The sequence below is a fragment of the Pedobacter africanus genome, from assembly GCF_040548825.1.
GTDB classification, from domain to species: Bacteria; Bacteroidota; Bacteroidia; order Sphingobacteriales; family Sphingobacteriaceae; genus Pedobacter; species Pedobacter africanus_A.
On record NZ_JBEPSL010000002.1, the window covers coordinates 669,155 to 681,278 of the forward strand.

The 12,124-nt window shown below is 43.7% G+C and carries 9 protein-coding genes; 2 read left to right on the forward strand and 7 right to left on the reverse strand.

The annotated features are described in order from the left end of the window. Positions 1-9 precede the first annotated feature (9 nt). The 5 genes from ABIE26_RS12990 to ABIE26_RS13010 form a co-directional block, all read right to left on the reverse strand. Positions 10-783, reverse strand: a complete 774-nt coding sequence (locus ABIE26_RS12990; RefSeq protein ID WP_310142299.1) for a DUF4843 domain-containing protein — start codon at positions 781-783, stop codon at positions 10-12. A gap of 14 nt (positions 784-797) precedes the next feature. Beyond that, positions 798-2,219 carry a RagB/SusD family nutrient uptake outer membrane protein gene (locus ABIE26_RS12995; protein WP_310142298.1) on the reverse strand — a complete coding sequence of 474 codons (1,422 nt, stop codon included), beginning with the start codon at positions 2,217-2,219 and terminating at the stop codon, positions 798-800. Between the two features lie 10 nt (positions 2,220-2,229). Further along, positions 2,230-5,595, reverse strand: coding sequence for a SusC/RagA family TonB-linked outer membrane protein (locus tag ABIE26_RS13000; protein ID WP_310142296.1), 3,366 nt, complete (start codon positions 5,593-5,595; stop codon positions 2,230-2,232). A 161-nt stretch (positions 5,596-5,756) separates the two neighbouring features. Beyond that, positions 5,757-6,872, reverse strand: a complete 1,116-nt coding sequence (locus ABIE26_RS13005; protein ID WP_310142294.1) for a FecR family protein — start codon at positions 6,870-6,872, stop codon at positions 5,757-5,759. Between the two features lie 89 nt (positions 6,873-6,961). Further along, the gene (locus ABIE26_RS13010; protein WP_354375763.1) at positions 6,962-7,528 is read right to left on the reverse strand and encodes an RNA polymerase sigma-70 factor; all 567 of its coding nucleotides are present in this window, start codon (positions 7,526-7,528) and stop codon (positions 6,962-6,964) included. A gap of 188 nt (positions 7,529-7,716) precedes the next feature. Between ABIE26_RS13010 and hemW the strand changes: the two genes are divergently transcribed. Together hemW and ABIE26_RS13020 are read left to right on the forward strand one after the other, a co-directional pair. Beyond that, positions 7,717-8,856, forward strand: a complete 1,140-nt coding sequence (hemW, locus tag ABIE26_RS13015; RefSeq protein WP_310142291.1) for a radical SAM family heme chaperone HemW — start codon at positions 7,717-7,719, stop codon at positions 8,854-8,856. An 11-nt stretch (positions 8,857-8,867) separates the two neighbouring features. After that, positions 8,868-9,656 (forward strand): SDR family oxidoreductase, encoded by a 789-nt coding sequence (locus tag ABIE26_RS13020; protein ID WP_310142289.1) that lies wholly within the window; start codon positions 8,868-8,870, stop codon positions 9,654-9,656. On the opposite strand, the gene ABIE26_RS13025 is transcribed toward ABIE26_RS13020, so the two are convergent. Together ABIE26_RS13025 and ABIE26_RS13030 are read right to left on the reverse strand one after the other, a co-directional pair. After that, positions 9,657-10,805 (reverse strand): formylglycine-generating enzyme family protein, encoded by a 1,149-nt coding sequence (locus tag ABIE26_RS13025; RefSeq protein WP_310142288.1) that lies wholly within the window; start codon positions 10,803-10,805, stop codon positions 9,657-9,659. It lies immediately after the preceding gene. 39 nt (positions 10,806-10,844) lie between these two features. Next, positions 10,845-12,113, reverse strand: coding sequence for a DUF1501 domain-containing protein (locus ABIE26_RS13030; protein WP_310142286.1), 1,269 nt, complete (start codon positions 12,111-12,113; stop codon positions 10,845-10,847). Positions 12,114-12,124 lie beyond the last annotated feature (11 nt).

Genomic DNA, 12,124 nt, shown 5'->3' on the forward strand with positions numbered 1-12,124 from the left:
TTTTTGAAATTATTGAACTGATGGACCCATAATCATTTCACTGCCATTATCTTCATAAATGGTTTTCCCGGCGGCTTTCATTTCATTCAGGTAACGCTGCATGAAAGTGCCGTAATAGATGGTTTTAGGGATGGTAGTTATGGTCGTATTATCCAGATCACTTAAATTCTTAATTTCAGCAATCTCGGCCATCAGAAACAGTTTTTTCCTGCTGAATGTACCCAAATACCCATCCAGCCATGATTTAGGTTTTCTCAAGATATCATCAAACCAAATGCTGTGCTGAACGTAACTCCTCTTCTTACCTGTGGTACTATTGACCACGACATCCTGCATTGGCGTTTTAAAATTGGCGTTTTCTTCCAGTTTCAGACGCAGCATAAAAGCTTTGCCACTCATTTCGGCCGTACGGTTCAGTTTTACAGGGATAAGGCCTATCGTCTCATTGGCCCGTATAACAAAATCCCTATTTAAAAAATTGTAATGAGTACCTTCTACAGCAGTTGAAGAGGGGTCAATAGTCAACTTAAATTCCCTGTCATTTTTTGCCGGGGCGCCGGCAGCCCTTACCGCCAGGAAAAACACAGAGTCTTTTTTTTCGGGCTTAACATAGCCAAATGATACGATTGTACTGTCGTTAACCGGGTTCTGATTAACAGCAACCATGGCATTCAGGAAATAAATACCATCTACACCGTCATAGGTCTTCAGGTCTTTTTTACAGGATACAAATGCGGCGAAAAATGCCAGCATCATAACCATTATGTATACTTTTTTCTTCATGATATCCGGATTTATTATCTAGGGTTTAATTCAGACAAAGGCAGTGGTACTACATACTTTGTGGCATTCATAGTCACGTTACCGCTTGCCGATAATGGATTTGGGATGGTAGTGCTGTTCAACCGCTTATAATAATACCAAAGCTGTCCTTCACCAAAAAATTCCTTTTGGTACTCCTTTAACAACTCTGTAGTAAGATTAGCTGTACCTGCCAAATTGAGTAAACCCCTGTTGTTTCTTACCGTATTTAAATAACTCACATTCTGCTCACTTTCGGCAGCGATATAATACATTTCACTTAGCCTGATCAATGAAATGGTAAACCTGTAGTCCCTTGTTTTGTCACTGATATCCGCATATTTAAAAAGCGTTCTATAAGATTTACCACCAATTCCGGTAAGCATCCAATTGGGATTATAACGGTAGTCGTTTTCATTATTCTCAAAAGTTGTTTTCAACCGTGCATCCAATGGCGCCAGTATTTTTTTGTCCTCCAGATCAGGGGCAAAATAATCCCTGTAAACATCGTAGAGATCTAACGTTTGTAACCCAAAAAGAATTTCGCTGCTAAACACACGGTTTGGGTTTACTTTTTCAGATAAGATCTGACCAGGCGTAATCCAGGGGAATTTGGCAGAATTATCTATTACTTCTTTAGCCGCCGCCAATGCGGAAACCCTGTCGCCCCGGTACAGATAAACCCTGGCCTGTACTCCTTTAACCGCATAATAGTTTAACCGGTAATTGCGATAAGTCAGGTAATTATAGTCTGAAGTTTTAATTACCCCTACTTTTCTGATCGGGTCACTTTTCAACAGTGCTTCCGCTGTTTTAAGATCAGCAATCACCTTTTGCATCACCTGGTTTGCAGGAGAAATTTCACTCACATCAGTACCAGCACTGGTATAATAAGGAATAGCCGTTTTAGTTGAGTCTGCTGTACGGTATACAGGCCCAAATAATCTGAGCATATCAAACTGAAGAAAAGCGCGGAGTGCATATGCTTCTCCCCTGAATAAAGAATCTGTTTGCTTATCCAATACACCAGGATAGGCATCCAGGTTCTGAATAAACTTATTGGCATTGACCACATTGATATAGGTATTTGTCCAAATGTTATCTATCACTGGCTTTACATCCTTATCGTCATAGGTATAAGTCTGGTACTTGTTAAGATCGTGTAGCGAGGTAACATTATAGCGCTGGGCAAAGATATCCACGATAGTACTGGTCAAACTTGCCCCATACAGCCTTGCTTTTCCCATATCCAGGTAAATGCCATTCAGCGCCTCGGCAATCCCTTGCCGGGTTGAAAAAATCTGCTTTTCAGTAAATTTGTCCTCGGGCTGAACATCCAGCCATTTTTTGCAGGACATAAAAGGAAACAATGCCAGCAAGGCAAGCATTACAATGGTATTTTTTAATAATCTTTTCATAACTGATAAATTAAAAGCTTGCGTTCAAACTAAATGATACAGACCTCGCAAATGGATATTCGATCCCACGTTCGCGGCGAACGGTTGAAAAACGAAAGATCTCGTTGGTGTAGCCGTTCAAACGTAATGAGGAGAGGCCTAATTTTTTTAACCAGGCGCTGGTCTGGAAATTATATCCAAAACTAAGCGACTCTCCGCTCAACATATGCTCTGTTTGTACAAAACGAGATGACATTGGGGTTTCAGTAGTCAGGGAAATGGCCTTGAACTGGGCAATATCTCCTGGTTTTTGCCAGCGATCATATAACGCCCGCCTGTCCTGATTGTTAGCTAACCCTTGTACATTGATATTTTCTACTTTGTCGTATAGTGCTGAATTAAAAACATCACGTCCAATGATATACCTCAGGTTTATACCCAGGTTAAAACCTTTATAGGTAAGGTTACTGCTAAAAACCCCCTCTACCTGGGGTTGCTCACTACCTACCCTTACAATATCATTGGTACTGTAAATAAAAGTGTATTGCCCATCGCTCCTTAAAAATACTTCCTGCCCTGTTGAAGGGTCAATTCCTTTAGATTGAACAGCCCAGATATCCTGCGGGCTATAACCATCTTTATAGCGGATTAACCCTTTACTGTTTTGCTGTGCTGTATTCAGGGAGGCCAGTTGGTTGTTGAAGCCTCCATAAGTACTTTTATAGGCAGTTCCCGTTAAGCCCAGCGTCCATACTACTCTATCTTCGGGTCTGTATATCGGCGAATACTTCACCGTAGCTTCCAGCCCCTTGGTATCCAGGTATCCCGCATTCATCGGATAGGCTTTAATTCCTGTTGATGAAGGAAGATCAACTGCAACTACCAATGGGTCGGTTTTCTTAGTATAGGCATTCACATTTAAAGCCAGCTTGTTCCTGAACATTACAATGTCAGTACCCAGGTTGGTCTGCACTGAATTCTGCCATCTCAGGTTTGGATTACCCAGTGAATTCAGCGTAACACCTTGTCCGTATATATTGATGTAAGAGTCATACCCATAAGTTGAAATAGAAGAAACCGAAGCAAAATTCTGATTACCTGTTTTACCGATATTACCGACAATACGGAAAGTATTTATCCAGTCTACTTTTTTCATAAATTCCTCATTGTGAATATTCCAGCCCAGGCCACCACTTAAATAAGGAGAATATTTTTTATTGGAGCCAAAGGCTGTCGAACCATCATACCTGAATGAAAAATCAGCCAGGTATCGTCCTTTGTAGGCATAGTTAGCAGATGCCAGAATGGAATTGGTCCGGGTAGTGCTCAAAGCAGTAGAGGGACGTGAATCTGGTTTATAACTGTAGGCAAAACTTGGGTTTCCGTTACTGGAAGCAGGAAAACCTACTACAGAGAATGCCACGTTTTTGTTATCGTTATGCCTGATATCTGCTCTAAGGTTTGCTGTTAACGAATGTATCCCATTAAACACCTTACCATAAGTTAACATCGCATTCGCATTGTAACTAAAGTTGTCAGTTCTGCTGTTGTTGTAAGAGCCTTTTTCGAAGATATTGGTGTTATCAAATGAAGTATGAAGAGGCGATAAGAATTTCAACCCTGTTGTAACACCTTTCTGCAATTGCACAGCTCCTTGCAAACGCAGATCCTGGCTAAGCTCAACGATCATCTGCAGGTTATTTTGTATAGCGATATTTTTTGTGCTGTTCACATTATTCAATGCAGCATTGTATAAAGGATTGGTTACCTTATAAAGGAACAGAATCCTATTGTCCCGGCTTTCTTCAAGATAACGGGCTTCCGGATTGTCCTTTCTGTAGTATGGGTTTGCATTTACGAAATTGGCAAAAGAACCATAAGGTGATTCATCACCTTTATAACCATTGATATAAAGCTGATTGGAGATGTTGAATTTACCCTTCCTGTAAGTCAGGTCAATATTCCCGGCCCAGTCTTCTCTTCCAGAACCTTTCATTGCTCCTGAAGTTTTTTTATAGCTGGCACCCACGCCATACCGTAAAGATTCATCTCCACCATCGGCGTATATGGAATGTCTTTGTGAAAAACCTGTCTGGACAGGCTCATTCAGCCAGTAGGTATTTACCCCTCTCCGCACTTCAGCCAAACGTACACTATACAATGAATCAAGATAAATCTGACCAGTCGGATAAACATCTGGCCCCAAATAATAGGTATATCTTCCAGACAATCTTTCAAACTCCATTTTTTCTTCTGCATTCATCATGTTATAGCCACTCAGATCAGGTGCTTCGACATTAAAGTCACTGCTGTAATTTAACCGCATTTCCCCTGACTTGGGTTTAACGGTTTCAATAACCACTACTCCATTTGAAGCCTTAGAGCCATACATCGCTGTAGAAGCTGCATCTTTCAGAATGGTAACAGAGGCGATACGGTTCATATTTAAATCAACGATAGTCCTCAACGAAGTTTCAAATCCATCAAGGATAAACAACGGCTGATTGGGGTCGGATGCAAACTGATCCTGTAAGGCAGACGAAATACTGGTTTTACCACGAATCTCTATGTTTGGCAATACGTTAGGATTGGAACCAAAACGATTGTTCTCTAACTGGATAAAAGAAGGATCTAATGCGCGTAGGCCCTGTATAATGTTCTGGTTACCTACAGCTTTTAATTGTTCACCGGTATAAGAAGCAGTGGCACCGGTAAAGCTATTTTTATTACGGGTGATACCGGTACCGGTTACGATCACCTCGTTAATCAGGTTCTCATCCTCTTCCAGTATGATTACCCTGTAAGCTCCTGCGGGAAAATCAGGTACAACTTTCACCTCCTGAGTTTTGAAACCAACGTAAGAGATCAACAGCACATCATCTTTAGAATTTAATATAATCCGGAAAGTTCCATCTATCCCACTGGCAACCGATCTTCCTGTCATCCCTTTTATTCTGATGGATGCCCCAGGAATAGCTTTGCCCTTTTTATCAACAACCTTACCCAGAAATACGATTGCCCGCGTAAGCAGTTGTTGCGTACGTGCATTCTGCACAATAATGGTGTTCTGTTCAATTCTATAAGTGAGCGATTGTCCGGCAAAACAAAGGTCTAGTACCTCTTTTACCGAAGCGTTTTTAACGTTAATGGTTACCGGGTTGGCTTTAGAGATCATACTCGCATTGTAGAAAAAGTCATAGCCAGTCTGCTTTCTGATGCGCTGTATGATCTGCTCCAGAGGAGCTCCTTTTTCCTTTAATGTAATCTGGGCATAGCCGGCTGCGCTAACCTGCAGAATTACAGTGGTCATAATGATAAAGGTCAGTTTCAATTTTAATGAAATATTGGCATAAACACTGCCTTTTAAGCAATGCTTAAATGTCATGTAAAAATTCATACATTTGTTTAGTTTGGGTTTAGTTCCAATGTTTAGTAAAGTCGATTTATTTGAACAGGATTACCCGAACGGCTACTCATTACGAGTAAAATACAATTCAGGGGCGTCGCAACCGCTCCTGGATTTTTTTTGTCCGGGGTTTACTGTTGTGGCAGGTAGAATTATGGCATCACAGTAATCCTCCTTCCTTCAAATTTAAAATGTACACTCTCTGTTAATTCCATTATTTTAAGGGCATTCTGAATACTTTTACTTCTGGAGCCGGTACCCGAAAACTCCATTTTTTCCAACTCTTCGGGACAAACTACCTCAACATCGTACCACCTGGCTATCTTGCGCATAATGCTGCCCAGCTCCTCATTATCAAACACAAATGCATTGTTTACCCAGGCAATTTCATTTTCTGTATTTACAAACCTCGTATTGAACGTCCGGCCTTTCAGTACACCTTGCTCGCCCGGCCTCAACACAGCAGACGCATCTATTTCACTAAGCTGTACCTTAACTTTACCTTCCAGCAAGGTAGTGCGAATCTCATCGTCGTCTTTATAAGCACTTACGTTAAAATGGGTACCCAAAACAGTAACGTTCTGTTTATCTGAGCTTACTTTAAAAGGTTTTTCTTTGTTATGCGCCACTTCAAAATAAGCTTCCCCTGTTAATTTAACCTGACGCTCGCTGGCAGCAAAAGCAACCGGAAAGGTGAGAGAAGAGGCCGCATTTAACCAGACTTTAGTACCATCAGGCAAGTTAACCTGGTATTGTCCGCCCTTTGGTGTAGTAACGGTATTGTACTCAACCACTCGTGTTTCTTTGGCACTTATACCAACCTGGTACACCAGCTGCCCGTCACTGGTTTTGGTTACCGTAATGCCCGACTGGCTGGCCAGATTTCCATTTGCCGCATCGTTTAATGATATTTTTGACCCGTTTGCCAAGGTAAGAATGGCATTATTGCCGCCAGGCAGTATTTTAACAGTTGCGGTATCAGCCGCCTGCTTATCTTTTTTCTGAAAAAGCAACGCCAGCGTTACACACAATATTACAGAGGCTGCCGCAATCCATGGCCAAAGCACCATGCGCTTAACCTGTTTCTGATGCACAGGCAGGCTCTGCCATATCCGAGACTTTTCTTCGGCTATCGCTTCAGGCGTAAAATCGGGTTTAGTCTCATCCTCATATTCCAGGTACCAGCTTTCCAGTAACGCAATCTCTTCTGCGGTACAGCTGCCTTCCCTGTATTTCTTTAACAATTCCTTCGCTTCTCTATTTTGCATTACAATATTTAAAATTACCCGTTTAAATGATAGACGGCGAGAGCGGTAGGTAGGGGGTAGAAAAAAATAATAAAAATTTAAAATTAATTTTATACAACCAGGAATAACATCATTCCAAGCTTTAAACGCAATATTTTGAGGGCATTGTTTACTTGTTTCCGAACGGTCTGCTCAGATAAATTCAATTGAAGCGCAATTTCTTTATGGCTCATTACATGTTTACGGCTCAGTTCAAATATTTCCCTCATCTTGGGTGGAAGCTCCGAGATCCCTTTTTCGATCAGGGCCGTCAGCTGTCGCTCCCTAACCTGATGGTCTGTAATACAATAGCCCGTCTCTATAAAATTTTGTAGTGAACTTACATATTTAGTTTCTACCTGCTGATGGGCAATCACATCCATGATCCGGTTCCGCACCGAAGTGTACAGGTAAGCGGCCAGACTGGATTTGATCTCCAACGTTTCTTTTTTATTCCAAAGCGCCGCAAAAAGTTCATGGATCACATCCTGGGCTTCGTCCCTATCGTGCAGGCGCTGGCAGGCATGAATGTAAAGTTCTTCAAAATAACGGTTGTAAATTACAGTGTAGGCACTGGCATCACCCTCTCTGAGAAGCGTAAGGAGTTCTGAGTCTGAAAATGAACCATAAGCCAGCATATTCCTAAATTAATTTCTATTTAAAATACCGATTTTATCCAGCAATTACAAAATTAGCTGTTATTCTGCTAATTAAGCAATTTAAAATATAAGCCTGTAAATTTTAGCAGGTTTCAAAAATAGCATAAAATGCCAGGAAGTTGACAAAAACACATCCGGATAATCACATTTGCCCGTACCTTTGCCCAATGTCCGGAATTTACATCCACGTCCCTTTCTGCAAAAAAGCATGCACCTACTGCGATTTCCATTTCAGTACCTCATTAAAATATGCAGATGAAATGACGGATGCTATATGCGCAGAACTCATCAAAAAGAAAGACCGGATAAACGGGCAGGTAGGCAGTATTTATTTTGGTGGCGGAACACCTTCTGTACTTTCCTCCAAAGCATTTGAAAAGATCTTCGGCACCCTGACCCAGCACTTTTCCATTGCTTCGGATGCGGAAATTACCATTGAGGCCAACCCGGACGACCTCAACGCAAAAAAAATAGCAGAACTCAGACAGCTTCCTGTAAACCGTTTCAGCATTGGCATCCAGTCTTTTTTTGAAGAAGACCTGATCTGGATGAACCGCGCCCATAATGCTTCGGAAGCTGAAAGCTGCATCAAACGGAGTCAGGATGCAGGCTTTGAAAACCTGAGCATCGACCTGATTTATGGCTATCCTTTGCTAACTGATAACAAATGGCTCAGCAATATCCAAAAAGCTATTGAATTTCAGGTGCCACACATTTCGGCCTACTCCCTAACCGTTGAGCCACGCACCGCACTGGCCAGAGCCATTAAAACAGGTAAACAAACCCCGGTAAACGACGAACAAAGCGCGGCACAGTTCCTCCGGCTTACAGATAAATTACAGGAAGCCGGATTTGAGCATTACGAAATTTCCAATTTCAGCAAACCAGGCAAGTACGCGGTGCACAATACCAATTACTGGCGGGGTGTCCCCTACCTGGGCATCGGTCCTTCGGCCCATGGCTTCGATGGGCAAACACGTTACCTGAACATAGCCAACAATGCAGCGTATTTAAGCGCTTTGCAGAACGGCGACCTGGCCGAAAGCGTTGAAGAACTGGATATTTATGACCGTTTCAACGAATACGTCATGACCTCACTGCGTACCATGTGGGGCAGCAGCTTGCAAAAGATAGCAGCAGATTTCGGAAAGGACTTCTTAGCAGACACCCTGAAAAACAGCAGCCCTTTCGTAGAAAAACAATGGCTGGTGAACCACAACGAGCACCTGACCTTAACTAAAGAAGGAAAGCTGTTTGCTGATCATATTGCCTCAGAATTATTTTTAATACCCGACGATCATCATTAAACCACAACACCATGAACAATAAAGTCATCTGGATTACCGGCGCATCTTCAGGCATTGGCGAAGCATTGGTTTATGCTTACAGCAATGCAGGCGCCAAACTGATCATTTCGGCCCGTAACCGCGACGAACTTTACAGGGTTAAAAGCGCTTGTAAAAGTCCGGTTAACATTCATGTACTCCCGCTTGATCTGGAAAAGACAGAATTGCTTGCTGAGAAAGCCCAGGAAGCCATACGCATTTATGGTTATGTCGACATGCTCATCAACAGCGGCGGTATTAGTCAGCGTAGCCTGGCCCTGGAAACCGGGCTGCAGACAGAGCAACGACTGATGAATGTAAATTTCTGGGGTACGGTTGTATTAAGCAAGGCTTTGTTGCCCGGCATGATTGCCAAAGGCGGCGGCAAGATTGTTTGCATCAGTAGCCTGGTAGGTAAATTCGGGACACGCTTGCGGTCGGCGTATTCGGCTTCCAAACATGCCTTACATGGCTATTTTGATTCCCTGCGTGCAGAGTTGTTCGACAAAAACATCCAGATCAGCATTATATGCCCGGGCTTCATCAAAACGAATGTATCTGTAAATGCGCTGACCGGTAATGGTAGCCCGCAGGGAACCATGGATGCAGGTCAGGCCAGTGGAATGCCGGCCGATGAATGCGCCAAACTGATCATACAGGCCATTCAGCAGAACAAAGAGGAAGTTTACATCGGCGGTAAAGAGGTAAAAGGGGTATGGTTTAAACGCTTCTTCCCGCTACGTTTTTCCAAATACATGAGAACCGCCCAGGTAACGCGCTGATTAATCGGCCACGCACCTGAAGCCGGTATTTTCCAGGCCTGTATCTATAGATGATTTCATTTTAGAACTCACCCTGTATCCTTTGCAGTAAGAAGAATGGCACATAAACGAACCGCCCCTGATCACTTTCTTAGGAACTGTAGGCTCTTCAGGGTCGTAGCTTTTAGCAGGCCCTTTAGGATCGTTTATAGCCCCTTTTAATGTCTTATAGTAATCGGCAGTATACCAGTCGGCCGTCCACTCCCATACATTGCCGGCCATATCGTACAATCCGAAGGCATTTGCAGCGAAGGATTTAACTGGTGCCACACTCGAAAAGCCATCTGTTTTTAAATCGTTGTAAGGGAACTCGCCCTGCCAGGTATTGGCTTTAACCTTGCCCTTGTCCAATGCTTCATCTCCCCAGGGGTATTTCTTGCCTTTCAAGCCACCTCTGGCCGCATATTCCCATTCGGCTTCTGTTGGTAACCTTTTGCCCGCCCATTTGGCATATGCCGCTGCATCTACCCATGAAACCTGGGTTACGGGATAATTTTCTTTACCTATGATATTGCTTTTGGGGCCCTGAGGATGTTTCCAGCTTGCCCCTGCAGTCCAGCTCCACCACTGCGAAACATCATTGATGTTTACACGTCCGGCAGGTTTTCTGAAAGTTAAAGATGCAGGCTGCAACAATTCTTCGGCAGGTTTTGGTGTTCCCGGGGGCAATTGTTTTTTAAGCTCCTCCCAATCCGGCTTGCGCTCTGCCTGTGTTACATAGCCGGTTGCCTTTACAAAACGGGCAAACTGGGCATTGGTTACTTCGGTTTCATCTATCCAGAAGCCTTTTACTGACACCTGGTGTGCAGGGTATTCATCGGGCCGGCCTTCCTGATCTGCCGCCCCCATTGTAAAACTACCCGCAGGGATAAACTTCATGCCGGCATGGGATGCTTTGCCCTGCGCTGTTCCGGAGCCTAGTGAATCTATCTGGCCCAGTGAACCAAACCTCTTGGGCAGTTTGGCATCACAGCAAGTAGAGTCGGTTTTTCCTGTGGTATCAACCGAACTGTTCATGGTACTGTCAACGTTCCCGCCGCCAGCTGTATTTCGCTGGTTACAGGCGGCCATTGCAACAAGAGCCAGCAAGGATAAAATAATTCTTTTCACCCGACTAAAATAAGGATAAATTAAATAGGGTCGAAAAAGCTAGCGCATTACACCGATTTTGTTACCTTCCCAATCCGGGAACAACACCTTATCGTTATTGATATTCAAATGTTTGTCGGCCACCTCGCTAAATACGCTTCTGAAATCGGTGGTCACCGCCAGGTCCCTTCCATCTTCCAGGTTTTCTACAGCAAGCGGGTTTACCAGTCCGTGCACCAATCCTCCGTTTACACCATTGCCCAGGATAAAATTGCAAGACCCGCGGCCATGGTCTGTTCCACCGGTGCCGTTCTGCTTTACCGTACGGCCAAACTCGGTCATGGTCATTACCGTCACATCATCCTGATAGGTACCCATATCTGCCCAGAAGGCCATAATGCTGCTGCTCAGGTCGTTCACATTTCTGGCAAAAATTCCTGTTTCTGCGCCCTGGTTAAAGTGCGTGTCCCATCCACCTGATTCGGCAAAGGCCACTTCCATGCCTACATCCATTTTAATTAACTGGGCAATCTGCTTCAATGAATTGCCCAGCGCGGTATTCGGATATACCGCATTGTTTGATGGTCTGTAGTTCTTTGTATCTACTTTCTGAAGCATTTTTATGGCATCAAAGCTTTCTTTTCCTGTCTCTTTTAACAAGCCGGAAGAAGTGGTATCATATAAATCTTCGAAGCTTTTTGCCGCCATATTTGCCCCTTTCACATTTCCTCTCAGCTGAATGTTAAAATCCTGGAGATTGCTGATGGCCACCGCCGGATTTTCGCCATAGAACGACCTGGGTAAGGAAGAGGTTAAACTTACGCCCTGAAACGGCGTAGCAGCATCATGGCCTAATAAACCTACAGCCCTGTTTAACCAGCCACTTTCGGTCCCTTTTCTGAAAGGTGTGCCCGATTCCATAAAATCCTGTGCATCAAAATGCGAACGGGTGCTGTTGGGCGAGCCAATGCCGTGTACAATGGCCATTCTTTTTTCCCTGAACATCTGCTCAAAAGCAGCCATGGAAGGGTGCAAACCAAAACGGCCATCCAGATCAATTAAAGGTGTCCCCTTTCCGTTTCCCCTCGCTGCGTCCATAAACAGGGTAGGCCTGGCCGCCTTTAAATATTTATCTGTAAAAGGTGTTACCGCCATCAGGCCATCCATGGCCCCTCGCTGAAAAATACACACCAGGATCTTTTTCCTTTTAAACAAGCCCGGCGCTTTTGTTCCGGCTACAGCTTCTGCCAAAAAACCCGGGATACCACCCAATCCAATGCCAAACAGGGCCAGTCCGCCAGCTTTTATAAATCCTCTTCTTGAAGTCATGATGATCGTAT